Origin of the sequence: Vallitalea guaymasensis, assembly GCF_018141425.1 — a bacterium.
GTDB classification, from domain to species: Bacteria; Bacillota; Clostridia; order Lachnospirales; family Vallitaleaceae; genus Vallitalea; species Vallitalea guaymasensis.
On record NZ_CP058561.1, the window covers coordinates 3,374,373 to 3,394,648 of the forward strand.

The 20,276-nt window shown below is 29.9% G+C and carries 10 protein-coding genes; 7 read left to right on the plus strand and 3 right to left on the minus strand.

The annotated features are described in order from the left end of the window. Positions 1-6 precede the first annotated feature (6 nt). From HYG85_RS14545 to HYG85_RS14555, 3 genes are read left to right on the plus strand one after another with little or no spacing between them, the layout of a single operon-like run. Entirely contained in the window at positions 7-819 is an 813-nt protein-coding gene (locus HYG85_RS14545) for a carbohydrate ABC transporter permease (RefSeq protein ID WP_202975197.1), read from the plus strand. A 24-nt stretch (positions 820-843) separates the two neighbouring features. Further along, the gene (locus tag HYG85_RS14550; protein WP_212690277.1) at positions 844-2,526 is read left to right on the plus strand and encodes a glycoside hydrolase family 66 protein; all 1,683 of its coding nucleotides are present in this window, start codon (positions 844-846) and stop codon (positions 2,524-2,526) included. 39 nt (positions 2,527-2,565) lie between these two features. Next, the gene (locus HYG85_RS14555) at positions 2,566-8,034 is read left to right on the plus strand and encodes a glycoside hydrolase family 66 protein (RefSeq protein WP_212690278.1); all 5,469 of its coding nucleotides are present in this window, start codon (positions 2,566-2,568) and stop codon (positions 8,032-8,034) included. Between the two features lie 84 nt (positions 8,035-8,118). Here the strand turns inward: HYG85_RS14555 and HYG85_RS14560 are convergent, their stop codons facing one another. From HYG85_RS14560 to HYG85_RS24415, 3 genes are all read right to left on the minus strand, one after another. Next, entirely contained in the window at positions 8,119-8,436 is a 318-nt protein-coding gene (locus HYG85_RS14560; protein ID WP_212690279.1) for a hypothetical protein, read from the minus strand. 86 nt (positions 8,437-8,522) lie between these two features. Further along, positions 8,523-9,008, minus strand: a complete 486-nt coding sequence (locus tag HYG85_RS14565; protein ID WP_212690280.1) for a hypothetical protein — start codon at positions 9,006-9,008, stop codon at positions 8,523-8,525. Between the two features lie 8 nt (positions 9,009-9,016). After that, positions 9,017-11,086 carry a hypothetical protein gene (locus HYG85_RS24415; RefSeq protein ID WP_244971202.1) on the minus strand — a complete coding sequence of 690 codons (2,070 nt, stop codon included), beginning with the start codon at positions 11,084-11,086 and terminating at the stop codon, positions 9,017-9,019. Between the two features lie 743 nt (positions 11,087-11,829). On the opposite strand from HYG85_RS24415, the gene HYG85_RS14575 reads away from it, so the two are divergent. The 4 genes from HYG85_RS14575 to HYG85_RS14590 all read left to right on the plus strand — a co-directional run bounded on the left by HYG85_RS14575 (position 11,830) and on the right by HYG85_RS14590 (position 20,193). Continuing rightward, positions 11,830-13,752 (plus strand): ABC-F family ATP-binding cassette domain-containing protein, encoded by a 1,923-nt coding sequence (locus HYG85_RS14575; RefSeq protein ID WP_212690281.1) that lies wholly within the window; start codon positions 11,830-11,832, stop codon positions 13,750-13,752. A gap of 175 nt (positions 13,753-13,927) precedes the next feature. After that, the gene (locus HYG85_RS14580) at positions 13,928-16,315 is read left to right on the plus strand and encodes a DUF5050 domain-containing protein (protein WP_212690282.1); all 2,388 of its coding nucleotides are present in this window, start codon (positions 13,928-13,930) and stop codon (positions 16,313-16,315) included. Positions 16,316-16,337: 22 nt separating this feature from the next. Beyond that, positions 16,338-16,904, plus strand: coding sequence for a DUF4291 domain-containing protein (locus HYG85_RS14585; protein WP_244971203.1), 567 nt, complete (start codon positions 16,338-16,340; stop codon positions 16,902-16,904). A 343-nt stretch (positions 16,905-17,247) separates the two neighbouring features. Next, a complete protein-coding gene (locus HYG85_RS14590; RefSeq protein ID WP_212690283.1) occupies positions 17,248-20,193 on the plus strand; it encodes a S8 family peptidase in 2,946 nt (981 codons plus the stop codon). Positions 20,194-20,276: the final 83 nt, after the last annotated feature.

The following is a 20,276-nucleotide window of genomic DNA, read 5'->3' on the forward strand; positions in this document are numbered from 1 at the left end:
ACATGGTTGAAAAAATTTCTAAGAATTCTAGTTATAATATTAATTACATTACTTGCATTATTCCCGTTTTATATACTTAGTTTATTAGCTTTTACACCATCATCTATGAACTTTTCAAAAGAATTGATTCTCCTTCCACAATCATATTTCGAGAATTTTGGTGTCGCTTGGGAAAAGGCTAAAATGGGACGTTCAATTATTAATTCATTGATTATTACTCTAGGGTCAGTAGCAGTTATTGTTTCATTTGCTAGTATGGCTGGATATGCTATCGCTAGAGTAAATAATAAATTCAACAGAATAATATATTATTTAATATTAGGGTGTATGATGATTCCAGGTATTATTAATACGGTACCTTTATATACTTTGATGATTAAAATAGGTGGAATTAACACACACTGGGCAATGATTTTAGTCTGCGCCGCTAATGCTTTACCTTTTTCAGTTTTCTTATTTACTGGGTTTATAAGGGGATTACCAATAAATATTGAAGAAGCAGCCATCATTGATGGTTGTACAAAAATAGGATCGTTCTGGAGGATTGTCTTTCCTATATTAAAACCTGTTACATCAGCAGTAATAATCATTAATGGGTTGAATATATGGAATAACTATGCTCAAGCTATATTTTTCCTACAAAAACAATCTATGCGTACCATTCCACTTGCTATTTCCATGTTCTATCAACAATATGGAGCAAAGTGGCATCTAATGGCAGCCGCAGCAATGATTGGTCTAGCACCAGCAGTTGTAATATTTATTATTTTCCAGAAGTACTTTATTAAAGGTATTACAGCAGGTTCTGTGAAAGGATAAATAAATATTGCAGGATTACATAAAATGAAAGGTGATATTATGAAAGATTTGATACAAGACATTTACCCTAACAAAGCTCAATATCTAGCAGGAGAGCCTGTAGAGATTGTAATAGAATGGAATCCAGATATTAAGCCAACTGATGTTTGTATTTCTCTAGTGGTTTCTCATTTAGATGAAAAGTACCTGTCCATTACAAAAACAGTTGATAATAAAAGTGGAAACTCAATAATAGAAATAGAACCTCTGGAAGTTAATGGATATGGTGTAGACATTAGTATATTTGATGAAGAAAAGATTGTAACAACCTATTCAACTGCTGTTGATGTAGCTTCAAGTCATAAGGATTCTCCAAGATATGGTTTCCTTAGCGACTTTGAATCAGATGATGTATTGGATGATGAAGATGTACTATCCATGAAAAAACTTCATATCAATATGGTACAGTTCTATGATTGGATGTATCGCCATGATGATTTAGTTAATGAAGAAGAGAACTATATTGATCTCATGGGTAAAAAAATATCATTGAATGCAATTAAGAATAAAATTGATCTTTGTCATAAAAATGGTATGAAAGCAATTGCCTATGGTGCTGTTTATGCAGCAAGCAAACCATTTTATGAAAACCATAAAGACGAGGCGTTATATAATAGCAACATGCAGCCAATATCTTTTATAGATAAGTTCATAATTATGAATATTGAAGAGAAATCTCCATGGCATAGACATATCATAAATGAATATGAGAGAGCTATTAGAGTCTTGGATTTTGATGGTATACATATGGATACTTATGGTTATCCAAAAAAAGCCGTAAGCAAGTTGAGTGATGATAATCATATAGTTAATTTAGAAAATGAATTTCCTGTATTGATCAATAATACACGAGAACAATTAAGTAAGGTAAAAAGAGATGTTACTTTAATCTTTAATAATGTTGGGAATTGGCCTGTTAGTACTACTAGTGTAGCGGACCAGGATATGGTTTATATAGAAGTGTGGAATCCTTATAGCACTTATAATCACATACAATCTATCATTAGAGATACTAGAAGAGAAACAGATAAACCTATTATACTAGCTGCCTATTTGAAACCTTTTATGGATGAAGGGGAAGAAGCAGGGGCATATGCTCTGAAAATATTGACTGCAGCAATTATTTCCAATGGAGCATATCATTTGATACTTGGAGAAAATCAAGGGGTTTTGACACAAGGCTACTATGTGGATTATACCAAGATAAGCGATAATCTGTTTAGTGAAATAAGGAAGTATTATGATTTTATGATTAGATATTCAGACTTGTTCTATGATAAGAGCCTTATAGACGTATCTATGACTCATGCTTATGGAGATAACATGGAGTATGTTTTTGAAGGCGATGATTTTAGTGCAACAGCTGATTCTAATAAAATATGGACAATTATAAGAGAAAGTGCTGACACGAAACTAATCTCATTGATTAATTTGAAAGGAAATGATGTGATATGGAATAAGGGAAAGAAACAACCAAAGATGAATTCTGCTATTAATCTTAAGATTCAAGTAGAAAAGGAAGTAGAAGATGTATATATTTCTTCACCAGAACAAGCTGCACCTGTAAAATGCCCTTACAATATAGTAGCAGGTGAAAGAGGAAATATATTAATAATGGACATAAACAAACTAGAAATGTGGACAGTTATCGTAATTAAACTTGGATAGATATGTTAGATACTATATATGAAAATGAGGAGTGGAAAGATGAAAAAATTAATGAGTTTATTTTTATCTCTTAGCTTACTTTTATTAACAATAAACACGACTGGTAATATTGCATTCGCTGCTGATAATTGTACTATTACTGAAGTTAGCGTTGATAAAGCGAGATATAATACTGGTGATAATGTTACTATTTCTATTGAAATAAATAACCCGGATAGCATGGCAGTATCAAAAACAGTAACAACTAAAATATATCATTTAGAAAATCTTGTTGATACTTATAGTTCTGTTGTTGATGTTCAGCCTAATACAGCTACTACTCATACAGTAACATGGACAGCACCTAGCAACAATTACACAGGCTATTTAATATCAGCAGACATAGGTGATGGTGTTGAGGTTACTACTGGAGTTGATGTGTCCAATGATTTCACAAGATATCCTAGATATGGATATTCTGTAGATTTTCCTGTTGGAGAAACGTTAGAAGAAAGTAATGAGATGATAGAAAAGTTAGCAAAAGATTATAATATCAATGTTGTCCAATACTATGATTGGATGTATAGACATGATATGAACTTCCCTAGTACAGGAAATACATGGGTTGATTTGTTTGGTAACACTATTAGTGAAACAACTCTTCAAAATAGAATTGATAAGGGACATGCTCTCAACCAAAGTGCTATGGCTTATCAAATGGCATATATGGTACGTGAAGATTATGAAGATTATAGTGCTAAAAAAGAATGGGGTCTTTATAGAAACAAAGATTACAATATAAGTTATGATAAAGATAACCCATCAACTATTAATAACATAGATCAATTGATTTTCCCACTTGAAGGAAGTCCAGCACCTATATTATTTGCAATGAACCCAGCTAATAAGGATTGGCAGGATTTCATGAATAATCAATATACTTTAGCTGTTAACCGTTTAGGTTTTGATGGTATACAAATAGACCAAATGGGTGATTTCTGGGGAAACATTAATTATTATGATTACTGGGGTAATTACGTTGACCTTAGTAAAACATTCTCAGATTTTGTTAATGATTCAAAAGAAGCATTGACCAATAATAATAGCAGTAAAAATTATTTGACAATGAATGCTGTTAATGGAGCAGTACCACCAAATGATAGATTCTCAACATGGGATATCATGAATAATGCTGATACAGATTTCCAATTCAGTGAAATCTGGCAGAATTCTCCTACATATGATAGTTTGAAAAAATATATTGAATGGCAAAAATTAACAGATGGTGGAAAAACAATGGTTCTAGCTGCTTATATGAATCAACATACTAACGCTGGAACTCTATATGAAGCTGAAAATGCAAGTCTTAGCGGCTTAACAAGCGGAAATGATAATGGTACAACTTATATTACTGGTTTTGATAGTGCTGGTGATAGTGCTGACTTTAATATTTCAGTTCCAGAAGATGGAGTATATACTTTAGTATTCAGATTCTCTAATGGAGCTTCAGCAAGAGCAGATAAAAATATTTATGTTGACAATGAAAAAGTCATGACAGCTTATTTTGATTTGACTAGAACTGGATTAATGCCTGCTAACCCAAGCTGGTCTAATTATTCTAACGAAGCAGCTTTTACAGATCCAAAAACTTTATATCTTACAGCAGGAAATCATAGTATTAAAGTACAACATGACAGTGATAATACTGGAGATATTCGTGTGGATAGTGTTACACTTGGTACTTTTAACAAAGCTTCTGTTCGTTTAACAGATTCAGCAATAGCTGCATCAGGTGCTATGCATATTGAAATGGGAACTGGACTAAGTATGGCTAATGGATCAAGTAATTTCTGTGATACAGTTATGCTAGGTCATCCATATTATCCAAAAGCTTTCAAAATGATGAGAGATGATTTGAGAAATGAAATGCAAAATCATTATGACTTCATTACTGCTTATGAAAATCTTCTATATGACCCAGATATCAACCCTGTTGATGGAGGAACACAAACAATCAGCATTGAAAATGAAAGTGTTACTGGTTCAGGTGAAAGCGGTAATATATGGTTTATACCAAAAACAAAAAATGACGACTATGGTATAGTGCATTTAATTAATTTAACATCAGAGACTAATACTAATTGGAGAGATGTTACTGATGAGCCAACAACTAAGAACAACCTTCAAGTAAAATATTATATACCTTATCATAAAACAGTATCCAACTTATATATGGCTAGTCCAGATAGAAATGATTGTATGACAGAGAACCTTTCATTTACTACAGGTACAGATAGTGTTGGTAAGTATATTAGTTTTACAGTACCTGAGTTAAAATATTGGGATATGATTTATTTTACATTTGGTAACGAAAGTGAACCATCAATATATGAAGCAGAAGATTCAATTAAAAAAGATGTAGGTACTAATAATGACCATAATGGTTATACAGGATCCGGATTTGTTGATTCCTATGGAGAAACATGGGATAGCGTTTCATTTGATATAGAAGTTGAAGAAGAAGGAGATTATACATTACGCTTCTCATATGCTAATGCAACAGGTAGTGAGTGCAGTAGAGAGCTTATTGTAGATAATCAGAACAAAGGTAAGATATCCTTCCAACCATTATCAGATTGGGATACTTGGGGAATAGCTGAAAAAGGAGTTCATCTATTACCAGGTAGACATAGATTAGTAGTGTTAGTAACTCATGAATATACTGGTTTCATTAATCTAGATAATTTACGTGTTTCTAAGCTATCTGAGAGTGTTAGAGGAGTATACATGAATAACTGGAAAGATTCAGTATACTTATGGAAAGAAACTCAAAATAACTTAACAAAACCTTTATTTACTGATGGACCATCTATATATGAGTTAAGATTCTACGAAAAAACAGATGCTGATGATTATAATAGAAATGAAATCAAGAATTACAGTATGTTCTTTAGAGATGAAACTGATAACAAGGTATATACAACTGGAAGTAATTTCAGAGCTTCAGGTCATTTTGGTGATGATGGAATTTTCTATACTGATTATGAGACTTATGCAGGAGAAAAAATGTCTCCAGAGATATCAAGAGATTATGCAGCAATACCTAATGAGAATTTCATGGTTGTAAGATATACTGTTAAGAATAATACAGGAAGTGAAAAGACTTATAATATCATGGATATGCTTCATGTGGATAATCATAGCAATAATGATATAACAGCTTCCTATGATTCTACTAAGCAAGTAACTACTATAGATATGAGTGGAGCAGGACAGTATTATATAGCTCATGGTACATTGGAATCATCTGTCAATGGTTACCAAATAGCAGATGATACAGTATCTGATACAAATAGCAATATTTGTTCACCATGGCATACCTTTAATAACGATGGTACTTTGAAAAACAATGGTTCTGTAACTTGTAGAGAAGATATTTCAACTGCATTCACTAAGTCAGTTACTTTACAATCACAAGAATCAACTGATATTTATTTTTATATAGCAATAGGTAAAGATAATGTAGAAATTCAAAATGCCATTGATACAGCAACAGGTCAAAATGGCAGCTATTGGATGAATACTATGGAAACTAATTACTCAAATTGGTTGAATGAAGGTAAATCTGTAAACTTTGACCAGCCAGAATTAAATTATTGTTATGAAAATATATCTGTAGCATTAAAACAATCAATTGTACCTGGAACATATAATGATGGTACAAAAGATGTAGCAAAATTTGCATCACTACCAGCTACAACTAATCCATCAGCTTATTCTTATAAGGTATGGGCAAGAGATTCAGCTGTTACAGCGATGTCACTAGATGCTTCAGGTCATACTGATGAAGCTGAATACTATTGGTATTGGTTAGCAGATCGTCAAATAAAGGTTGATCATGGTGATTGGAGAAAACCAGGTACTTTCTGGACTTGTTATTGGATCTGGAATAATGACCCAGTATCTTTTGTTGAACCAGAGTATGATTCTATAGGTATGTTCCTAGTAGGAGCTTATAGACATTATGAAAGTTTGGAGGAACCAGCCAAAACTAACTTCCTTAACAATATTTGGGAAGATTATAGAAGGTCAGCTGATTTTGCAATGAACCACATTGATTCAAATGGTTTTGGTAAAGCAGATTGCTCCATATGGGAAGAACAGATTGAATATAATGCATTTACAGAAGCTCTTTATGCTGCTGGTTTAGATGCTGCTCAAGAAATGGCAAAAGCTAAAGGATTACAGTCTTTAGCAGATAATTATAATGGTGCTGCAGGTTCTATACGTTCAGCTATCCAAAGAAGTTCAACAGATTCAGTACCAGGATTATGGAATCAAACAGACCCTAATAATAGATATTACAATAGAGCTGTTAACCTTAATAATACACCAAGAACAACAGTAGATGCTTCAAGTGATGTTTTAGTTACTTATGGTGTTATTGATATGATGTCAAAGCGTGCTTATGACCATTATAATAAAGTCAATAATACAATAGCTCATGATACATATGGTATAACAAGATATGAAGGAGATAGTTTCTATTCAGGTAAGAATTCTTGGGATCCAGGTGGAGTTGAAGCATTTGAAGATGAGCCTTCTTGGCCACAGATGACTATGTGGGTAGCAATGATGGAACTTTTCAGCGGTTATGATTCTCTAAGAGACAATGCTCTACGACGTCTAGAATGGTTTGCTGACAGAACTGCATTAGGTTATGCACCACAAGGAGAAGCTGTTTCCAATGTTACATTAAAACCAATTATCAGTACTATGATAGAGCCTATTACAGGAGCTGCATATATTATGACTGCTTTAACTTACGAAGATAAATTTGATATGCGTATTACACCAAATCAATATAATGCTGGTGCTAGATACACTGTTAATGTTCATGATGGATGCAGAGATACAAGTAATGCTTATGATACTATATCAGATTGGCATCAATGGACATACATACCTTATTACTTAGATAAAATAGGTGATAATACTGCTGGTGATTCATCAAGAGATATTAAAAAGATATATATTTCCAATGATGATAATAATATGTACATTAGAATTGATAATGTAGGAAATACTTTACCTAATTATAACGTAAATAATGATAAGTTCGTAGTATCCGTTTACTCACAAGATTTTAGTAATGGAAGCATTAATACTACTAACAACGGTTTCTACGGTTCAGCATTAGATAGAGACTATGGATATATGGTTACTAGAAGAAGTGATGATTCCAATTACACAGCTTATAATGTAGATTCTAATAACAGTTGGCAATTGGATAAACAAATCACTAGTGTTATAGCACCTCAATGGGAAAGTACTTCTGGTAGAATAGAGATGGTTATTCCACTATCAGAACTTTCAAGTGGAAGTGTTAGTACTGGAGATTGGGCTAATATGAAGATTGCATTAGGACTAGATAATGGTTCAGGTATGCAGGAAACAGACTATATGAATATTCATTATAGAATTACTGGTAACAATGAAAGCTGGTTATTTGGTAATTCAGAAGAGTAAAAGTTAATAAAATTAGATTATGTAAATATTACGTTGTAAAGGAGCTGGCTATGCCAGCTCCTCTATTTTAGTTATGTAATTATATTATCTAGACTTTAATATTTCCATTATAGCTTTTAATGTGAAGAGAATAAGTAAGATAACAATAAATAATTTTCCTTTTCTATTGGATTCTCTAAAATCCCTTATTGTATATCTAATCAGACTTATTAATAATGTAATAATAAATATACAAAATACCAAAGAGATAAACATATATAATTTTTCTTGAATCATAACTTCATTACCTATTATTAATTCCATCACTGTTAAAAGCAGTACTAGAACAATTGATATTGAGAATATAATAAGCCAGTATTTTTTCTTAGTCAGTATTTTGAACTCACGATTATCGTTTTTCATCTTTAGTCCTTTAATAACTTAATTTAATTGTATATCTTTAATCGACTATTTTATTTAGAATGGTTATTAATAACATTATTCTTATTTCAAAAATATACTTTGTTTAAATAATCTACTATATCTTCTTTCTTAATACTTAGAATTACTTCATCAAGATACTTGAATTTTAGTATAGGTTTTTTTATTTCAATAAGAGCATCTACTTCATCTAATAAAATATCTTTTTTGAATACGAATTGTTCCTTTTTTATAAAATTATATTGATTCGCTATTTTAGTGTCTTGGGTGAATAAAGATAATGAATTATTTTCTAATATGAACCGTCCTATAGCCCATGGCTCAAATTCTAATCCTTTATACATTACCTTATATTTTAGTTCGTAAGCGAATTCAATTTCATCCATATCCACTTTCTTAACTAATATATTACGATGTTTATTACCTAACACGTCAATATATTCTTTGAATCCTATATTAATATCTCTAATATCATTACTAGTTAATTCTAAAACGTTGTTGGTAATATTTAATAAATATGTTTTGTTTCTATGCAAACAGTAATTTTTACTCATTTTATACCTCACTTTAATTCAATCCATTTGATTTTTTCATCGAATATAAATTGTTGGGTTACTGCTCCAGTTTTACTATCTACTATTTTAAATATATCTCCATTAACGAAGTCTCTTGGGTCTTGATAGTATTCTGGTAATACAATATTCTTACTGCCGGTAAACCCTTTACCTGTAAATGGATAATTATCTACTGTTGGTTCCCAATTTGGAATAGATAATTTATTAGAATCACCAACTGTATATTCTATAGTTCCATAGAATTTATCTGGTGCTCCTGTGGATTTTGATATTCCATCGACTCCATTTGTAACTTTAAAAGAAGTATTATCATAATCTAATCTAGCGCCTTCAAATTTTTCAGGCAATGTTTTTATGTTTACTCCATGTTCTTTGACTGCTGTAAAACCTCTTACGCCATTATAATCTGGATTATATAAATAATTATAAATATCACTTTGTGGTACAATCTTTGACATTGTTGTATCAGCAGATGGTATTCCTATCTGATTCCTTATAGAATCTACTAATGCCTTTTCATTGTCATTTAACGCCCTGTCAGGATGTAGTAATTCAACAAATTCATCAGTCGAATAACCATTCTCGTTAATAATATTTTTTATGTTATCACAGGTATTTAATTCAACTTTGCTTGTAGTTTTTCCAAGCTTTTTCTCAATCTTCTCTACTACATTATCAATAGTATCTTGTATTTTGGTAGTAAAATTATCCAACATAGATGATATACCGTCAACAATCTTACTTATACCTTTTTTAGCTCCACCTAGCATCTTACTAATAAAAGGACTATCAAGGAGATTATCAATGGAATTAGGTAAGTTCTTTAACCATGAAACCATATGTGTACAAGCTTCTTTGATCTTCTCTATAATAGCTTTTGGATTATCTATTTTAGATAATATCTTAGCTATAGCCTTAGCGTCATCACCTGCGTTAAATATCTTTTTAAGTATTCCTTTTATTCCTTGTCCAATAGCTGGTATAAAAGCTATACATGATAGAGCAACATTTACAAAATCATTCTGTAATAAGTACAATCCAGCGTTAATTAAATCACATACATCGCCACAAAATGGCACCCATCCAACTATATCAAGGACTGTATGTGTCCATTCTAAAGCTGTATCCAAAGCACTACTGTTCTCTTCTTTTTCCTTTTCTTCTGCCTTTCTTATAGCTTCCTCGTTACGATTATAAATCTCAAGATATTTAGCATCTATCTGCTCTAAAGTTAATGCTCCCTTATCTTTATAAACCATAAGGGTAGCCAATAGTTGTGGGTAATACTTAGGATTTATCCCTCTGCTGCTTGGATCAGTTGCCATCCATCCTAGTACCATAGCATGACCAGCTTCTTTATAAGATGGTATATTACTAATTGCACACCTGTACTTATCATCTAGATCAGGAAAAGTGTTTAATGTACTCATCCATGGTTCATAATCTAGTGTAGCTATATCATTAGGTAATTCCTTCATAGCTTCTTGATGTTTTATAGCTAAATCTTTCAGATTTTCATAAACAGGAGCAAAAAACTCACCTATCTTTTTAATATGAGACCAGATATTATTCCAGATATTAGAAAATACGGATTCAAAATCATTAGTTTTATCAACTGCCGTATATTCGCCTTTATATTTATTAATAAGAGGGTCATTGCCTGTTATATTAAAATCACCAGTCTCAATAAGTATATTATTATAAGAAGGTAATCCAGCCCAGTAAGCAATACCTGCACAAGGCTTTATATCAATAAAGCTATCAGCTGTTTTTAGAGCATTTCTTGGGTCATCTAATACAAAGAAATCAATAGTTGCCTGTCCTATTCTACGGAAAAAGTCAAGTAAATGTTTTATGCTAGAACTGAAATCAAAAACTTTAAAAGGATAGTTATCCGTAGGATAATTAGAGTTATCATTACTACTTATAGAAGAATCAATAGTAAGATTGTCTAAACCAACTAACTTGCTAATACTATCTTCAGCTTGACTATATGCTTGTCCTGATGAATTTATAAAATCTCCTAACCTAAAGATTTCATCCTCAAGTTTGCTCAATTCATGATATAGATTCCTCATGGTACTATCTATACTATTCCGTGATTTGATATCCCAGTCCAACGAATTACGTATAGAATTAAAATTGTCTTTTACATTGTCAACATTAGATGCAATACTTTTTACTCTACTTTCATTTCTACTTAATTCTTGGTAGTGTATTGTTAATTCAGATATAATCTCACCTCCATATTATCATAATGTTTTATAAAATTCTAGTTATAATAAGTCAACAAGATGAAGTTATCAAATAAATAATTACTACTTGAAATGAAATATCAACTAAATATTATAATGTGGTGAAATAGTATGTGAATTTATAATATTTAATATACTGATATATCATAATGTTAATACTATGAAAAATGTTTTTCAACAAATCCTGACGAACTGCACGTTTGGTGGGATAAAATGCATGTAAAATTAAAATGTACCAAAATAGGAGCTGTATATCAGTTGAAATTTATGCATAATTACTACATAATAATATTGAAATCAACAAGCAAATAAAAGTGTAATATGGTTCATTTTACGAAGACCGGTCCTTCAGGAGTAAGGCGAAGTAAAATAAACCATATTACACTCACATCATAACCGTTAGTTCCAATATAACCAACACAAACTTACATAGTTGAGTATATCTAAACGATTATGGTATAATCTAATATAAACATATTGAGAAAAATTAAATTACATATTTAAGTATTAATCCATAAATAAATTATAGATAGGTAGGTTTAAACATGAATATATTGTCCGCAGAAAATCTCTCTAAAAGTTATTCAGAGAAAACTTTGTTTGAAAATATAACATTTGGTATTGATGATAATGAAAAAATAGGTTTAATAGGCGTTAATGGTACAGGAAAATCCACATTACTAAAGACTTTAGTAGGTATAGAATCTCTTGATGAAGGAAAAGTAGTTACTGGTAGAGATGTAAAAATTCAATACCTATCCCAGAATCCTGACTTTGATAGCGAATCCACAGTACTTGAACAGATATTTAAAGGTGATAGTAAAGAAATGAAACTCATAAGAGAATATGAGCTAATAATCCAGAAGTTAGAAAAAGAGTACGACAATGTTAAATTACAAGATAGATTAACAAAACTTAATAGTGACATGGATTCTTTTGATGCTTGGAAAATGGAAAGTGAAGCTAAAAGCATTCTAACTAAACTTGGTATACGAGACTTTGAGTCAAAAATGGGAATATTATCAGGTGGACAAAGAAAAAGGGTTGCTTTAGCAGCGGCCTTAATTCAACCATCAGATTTGCTAATTCTAGATGAGCCCACAAACCATATTGATGATACGTTGATTGAATGGCTGGAAGATTATCTTAATAATCGTAAAGGTGCACTATTAATGATTACACATGATAGATATTTTCTTGATAGAGTTACCAATAGAATTCTAGAACTTGACCAAGGCGGATTATATTCCTATATAGGAAACTATAGCTTATATCTAGAAAAGAAAGCCGAACGAGAGCAAGAAGTCATCAATAAAGAATTAAAAAGAAGAAATATATTTAGAAATGAACTAGAATGGATAAGAAGAGGAGCAAGAGCTAGGTCTACCAAACAAAAAGCTAGAATAGATAGATTTGAACAACTAAAAGAACAAAAAGTTGATTTAAGACAGCAGAATATGGATATTACAGTGGGGTCAAGAAGACTAGGTAAGAAAATTATTGATATCCATAATGTATCTAAGAGTTTTGGTAGTAATACTGTATTAAAAGATTTTGACTATACAGTTCTTAGAGATGATAGAGTAGGTATTATAGGTGCTAATGGAATAGGAAAATCAACATTACTTAATATGATTGACGGTAGACTAACCCCTGACAATGGAAGTATAGATATAGGTGAAACAGTAGTTATCGGTTATTACTCACAAGAAAATCTTGAGATGGATGAAAGTCTTAAGGTTATTGAGTATATTAAAGAAGTTGCAGAATATATTACTGCTGGCGATAATTATAAAATAACAGCTTCACAGATGTTAGAAAGATTCTTGTTTACAAAAGAAATGCAATATACTTTTATTAATCGTTTATCTGGTGGAGAAAAGAGAAGATTGTACCTGCTTAGAGTATTGATGCAAAATCCTAATGTACTTCTACTAGATGAACCTACAAATGACCTTGATGTACAAACACTTACTATTCTAGAGGAATATATTGAAAATTTTAAGGGAGTAGTTATTACAGTATCTCATGATAGGTATTTCTTGGATAAGATATGTGATAAACTATTTGTTTTCATGGGCAATGGTGAGGTTAAACAGTTTACAGGAAATTATACTAATTATATCAAGATTAATACTAATGTTATGGATAGTAATGAAGAGAATGTAAAAGTTAATAATACAGAAAAAGAAAATACAAAATCAAACTATAAGCAAAGAGAAAGAGCTCCTAAGTTTAGTTACAAAGAGAAGATAGAGTATGAGGAGATTGATGGTAAGATTGAAAAAGTTGAGGATAAAATAAGTAAGGTGGAAGAAGAGATAGGTAAGGGTGGCAGTGATTTTGTGAGGTTACAGGAACTTACTGAAGAAAAAGAGAAGTTGGAGAGTAAGTTGATGGAGTTGATGGATAGGTGGGAGTATTTGAATGAATTGGCTGAGAGGATAATGAGTAGTAATAGGATTTAAATATGATTTTTAATTAAATGGATAAGAATAAGAAACAAGGCACTTTGTTTATGTGACTGACAAAGGTTTTTGGATATTTTGGTGGTATATCAGTAATAAAAAGTACTAAAACAATGCAATTGATTTTTGTTCAAATCATAGGTATAATTAGTAAAAAAAGTATGGGGTGGAAATTATGACAAAAAAATTACTATTATCAATAGCCATATTTGTGATGGTATGTTACACATCAATTATAGTTAATGCAGCAAGTGATACACAGGAAGCTAAATATGTTCAACAACAAGGAGAATGGATATATTATATTGATGACACCGATGAAGGGTATCTGTGCAAAATTAAAATGGATGGCACAGGATATACTAAACTATTTACTTTTAAGGCATCTGAATTTTTAATCAAAGATGAATGGATATATTATATAGAGTCAAAATCCATATATATGGGTGAAGGTGCATTGTATCGTATCCGATCAAATGGTACAGGTAAAGAGAAACTGTTCAGTCATAATATATGGGATGTAAAGAATCTTGCATATAGTAATGGATATTTGACTTTTTATGCAGGGAAGATGTACAAGATGGATTTATCTAATCTAAGCCCTATTGAACTAAATTGGAACCACTCTCAATGTGCAACCCAAAATGGATATTTAATCAGTAATCATTATGGTACATTTAGTTTATATAACTTAGCCACAGACAAAGACACCTTCTTTAAATATACTAAAAAAGTTTCTGAATTCGTATGCGATGATCAATGGATTTACTTCATAGAGAAAAATAGTCAAGATTATTTATACGATATCGTTAAAGTAAAGTATGACGGAAGTGAGAGAACAATTGTTTTATCTAACTTGAAAAATGCAGGGAATCTCCAATTATTTAACGGTGAACTTTACTATTATGCAAGAACTGATATTGAGTATAGAAAATATTATTATGGGATTTGGAAAGCATCAATTGAAGGTCAAGACACAGAGCTAGTGACTAAAGATTCAATTTATCATGAAAAAAAATTTGAGAACGTGATTGACAATAATATATATTTTACCAAGTCTAATTATTTAGCTGTTTACGATATTAAGGCAAAGAAGATTAATTATAAACCTTTAGAAGGTTTGGTATCATCTAATCAATCAGCTGCCTTCAATGATACAGGTAATTTAATTATTACAAGAGAAAATGAAATCATTGAACTTACCCCTGATTTGAAAGAAATAAAAACCCTTAAGGATTTTACAGTCTTAGATAATAGAGAGTACCATTTTGGTGCATCTTCGAGATTATATTATTATAATAACTATGTAGTAATTCAAGATCGAGGCACTAGTATAACAGACTTGGCTAGCCTAGAGATTGTTAATTTGAAGAAGAACACAATTTATACTTTGAAAGGTGAAGAATACGATTATTTTATGGCTGGAATAGATAATAATTATGTTTATTTTTTTGGTGAAAAAAATGATGATTATATATCTAAGCTATTCCGTCTTCCAATAGGTGAATTGGATATATCTAAAAAAGAACATATTTGGGATGTTCGAGAATGCTATTATTTCAATGGTTATGTTATTGACCAAGGTGATTATCCTACATATGAGCTACGTAAGTTGGACTTGAGTTCTCTTAAAGAGAGCAAAATTAGTTCTGTGTTTATTTATGGTTGTGATATTAAAAATGGGTACTTATATTATGTAAAAGGAAACAATGGTGGTATCTATAAAACGTCAATAAACAATATTAATGTGAAGAAGATATATTCACAGAAACAATGGGCATCGGATGTTATCGTAAACAAATCTACTATTTTCTTTGAAACATGGAAAGGTGGTAATCAGCTGGTATCCACGGACACTAATGGGAATAACTTCAAAGTAATTAGTTGTGACAGTGTTTCTAATTTCTTTGATGCCAATGAGCAATATGTTGTTTTTAATGCCTCAAGAAAGTTTGCGTGTTACTTAAGACAAGAAGATAAAATTGAATTGATATCTGACTTTGATAATAACCCAAAGCCTGCTAGTGTTCAGGGTAGTAGTGTGTTCTACGATGTTAGTGATAACGATTGGTTTGCCTCTAAATTGTATAAGTTGCATAATAAGAAAATTATTAGTGGACACAATGGTTACTTTAGTCCTAATAAAACGATTACTGTAGACCAGTTTATTAAAACGTTATGTGTTGCATTAAATGGTGAAATAGCTGGTCCATCTTCAGATTATTGGGCACAGAAATATATTGATTTTGCCATTGATAAGAAGTATATTTCTGCAAATCAATTTGAGGACTATTCCAGAGAGATTACAAGGGGTGAACTGGCACAAATCATTGTTAATACTATGAATCTAAGTCCTCTTAATGAAAAACAAAAAAAAGAAATGATTGAGAAAATTAAAGATTACAAATCAATAAATGATGCTCATAAGGAAGCCGTATTAAAGGTTTATCATGAGGGAATTATTACCGGTTATGATGATGGTTCTTTTAAGGCGGATAATACTTTGAAGCGTTCTGAAGCTAGCATTGTTATATACAGGATTGTTGATAGGATTGAGATATAAAAGTTATTAAAGGGTGATTAAAGTGATATTAGAAAACAAGAAGATTTATGCAAAATATGATGACAAAACTATAAGAGTTTACCAAGCATATAATGATCGTATAGCAGATGAAGCATTAGAATTAAATACTTTTGGTAATAACTTCAAAAAAGAAAGAATGACATGGATAAAGCCATCATTTTTATGGATGATGTATCGTTCAGGATGGGGAACCAAAAAAGATCAAGAGAGAATATTAGCAATAGATATTTATAGAGTATTTTTTGAAGAACTATTATCTAAGGCAGTACTATCAACTTATGATATAAATGTTTATTCTACACGTGATAATTGGAGAATGCATTTATCTAAATCAAATGTACGATGCCAATTTGATCCAGATAGAGATATATATGGTAATCCGCTGGATAAGAGAGCTATTCAATTAGGAATAAAAGGAGATATGGTAGAGAAATACTTAACTAAAGGAATATATAATATAATTGATATGACGAATAAAGTTAGAGAATATAGAGAACATATTAATAATGATTTGTTTGATATTGCTTTACTACCTGTTGAAACAGAATATTCTTCAGAAATAAAATAGTATAAAGGTATCAATAAACCTATATAACTCTTCTATTAGAAGAAGTGGATAATACAATTAGATTTATAGCTAAGTAATTAGTAATAAAGCAAATGAATTCCTTTTTTTTATAGAGCAAGAATAATAATTAAAGAATAATTGACTTATAAATCAAGTTGATTATTCTTTTTTAGTTTAAGTCAAATAAAAACTACAATATAATGACAATAAAAAAGTGTAGTAAAGGGGATACACCATGAAAATAGTTGAAGGCATTAAATATATTGCATAAATATGACAATGATTGTTGAAATATATCAAAATATATGTTATTTTAAAATGAAATAATATAGAGGTGGTAAAAATGAAAAAAAATAAATACATAAATCTAATATTATTATTTATATGTACGATATGTGCTTTGTATCTATTTGAAAGTAATATATATGCTGATGATAGCTTACAAAAAATAATAACAGATGATGGTAAAACAGATTCCGTTATTTGTAAGTATTTTGATAATGATGATAACAAGTTCAAATATAAAAGTATTAATATAAAAGACATAGATAAGATTAGATTTAAAGATAATAATATAAGTATACAAATAAATAACGATAATCAATATGAATATATTCAACCAGATTATAAAAGAAAAATACATAATATTACAAAGTTGAAAGATGAGTGGTCCACCAATAAAACAGCATTAAATGTTCTATCCAATTACCTAAAAGATAATCAAGATGAAGTTATCGTTGCAGTAGTTGATACTGGTGTGGAAATAACTCATGAATTATTAAAAGATCGACTAATTAGTGGTTACGATTTTATAGATCATGATGATATAGCCAATGATAAAAATGGACATGGTACTCATGTAGCTGGTATAGTTGCAGCGAATACTCCTGAAAATATTAAGATAATGCCAATAAGAGCTATGGATAAATATGGATATGGTTATGATTCAGTACTTGCATTGGGAGTTTATTATGCAGTTAAGCAAGGTGCAGATGTAATAAATTTATCCTTTGGAGGTATAGGATATTCAAAATATCTAGATGAAGCACTTAATTATGCTCTTGATAATAATGTATTAGTTGTTGCTAGTGCTGGAAATGATTCAGAAGATGTTTCCAAGTTCTTTCCTGCTTCAAAAGAAGAGATAATAGTAGTATCTTCTATTAATGAACTTAACGATATCTCACTTTTCTCAAATTACGGAAATTCTATAGATATATGTGCTCCTGGCAGTAGTATATATAGTTCATCACTAGATAATCAATATAGCTATATGTCGGGTACTTCTTTTGCATCACCATTTATATCATCAGCGTTAGCATTGATCAAATTAGAAGATAAGAATAGATCACCAAAGGAAATAGAAAAGATATTAAAGATGTATACTGATGATTTAGGAAATGAAGGTTACGATAATGTTTTCGGTTACGGTTCAATTAATTTCACTAATTATGTTACAGTAGATAAATCTTTCAAGATAATATCTCCCACAAGTGATATTGATATTAATGGAAAAATAAATATCAAGTATTTCTCAAACGGTCATATTGGAGATATTATAAAATTTTATTTTGATAATAAACTAATAGACCAAAAAGTAATTGACTCAGAAGGCTACAATAATTACATATTACAATTTGAAGACAAAGAATTTAAAGCATATAATTTTAGAATAGAATTGGTTCATAATAACAAAGTAATATATGAGAATAAATTAAAAGTTAAGCTATTAGAATATAATACAAGTTTTTATATGTATGATGTCAATTATAAAAAAATTGATGATTTTGAAATTCAGATTTATGGTATAAAAGATAAAAATAGCAAATTAGTGCAGAGGGTTAATAGCAATGAAAATGGTATAGCTTATACAAATTTAGATGAGGATATATTCAGACTATATGATAGAATTGTTATTATTACAGGAGGAAAACAAATATCTGAAAATATTGATATACCTATATATATAAAGACTATAGTATCATGTGGTAATAAACTATTAATTCCTAATAATATACAGACTGTATATCTAGATGAAAAAATGAAAAATATACGTGAAATCACAATTAATCCTTTTGTTAATAATTATACTATTCAACCTAATAATCCTATAGTTAAAATAATTGAGTCAGAGAAGCCAGTTTATATTGAATGTGGTAGTCATGTTATAAAACTACATGGATGGCATTCAGGATCCTTTGAACAATATTTATATAGATTAAAAGGACATGGTTTTAATTATATTGATGACTTACACAAAGATTCTGTTAAATTAACATATAACATTAATAACTTGGATGATTATATATGTTTTTCAGGTTCTTTTGTTACGAATTCTAAAATAGCAGGTTGTGGAATAGATACAGGGTGTAGTTTTGATGGTAATCTATATTTTATTAACTATGTTAACCCAGGTATATATGAGTTTAGTATTAAAAGAAGAATAGGTGGAAAAGATTCCACAAAATATTTAAGGTTTCGTAATACAAAGAAATTAAAATCAAATCAAGAACATAACATAAACGTAGGAAAAAAATTAGAAAACTCATTTTTGATTAACTATTATAATGATATACCACAAGTAATTGCCATAGTAAATGATGAGTATAATAGTATATTGTATAATCAATATTATGATTCTATGAAATTGGGACTAGAATATTTTTATAATGTTGTATTAGTAGATGAGAAGGGAGTAATACATTATTCCGATTGTGATTTTTTTAATGATAACTATTATGGTTATAAAGAAATGATTTATAATTGGTCAAATATTCCTGACGGTAATTATACTTTAAAGATGATTTACAGCAATCTATTAAAAAATCTTTATGACATTAAAGCTAATGAAATAAAAGTAACTATTAAAAATGGAAAATTTGACTTAAACAAACAAAATGAATCTCCCATTGTTAGAACAGATATTAATACTTGTTATAAAGTAAAACCTTTTAAAACATTAAAATTAGATTTGAAAAAGGTTTTTAATGATAAAGAAAATGATAAGTTATATTATACTATTAATAAAGGATATATTTATAATAATATTTATTATTATCGTACTGCAGAAAACGAATTAACAGATATTAAAATTACTGCGAATGACTTAAAAGGCGGAAGTTGTACAGCTAATCTAAAAATAATTACAGAAGATACAATACAAATGAATCCAGACATGGAAATAGACTTTACTGATTGGGCTGAAAAACAATTGGATAATGAATTTAGCATGAAAAATAATTTTATATTTAGATTTCTAAATGATTTTAAAGAAGTAATAAATAATTAGTAGTAAACCTAACATCAAATAGTGTATGGATATTTATATTTTATCTATTATCAATTTACTACATATTAATTGATAAAGAATAT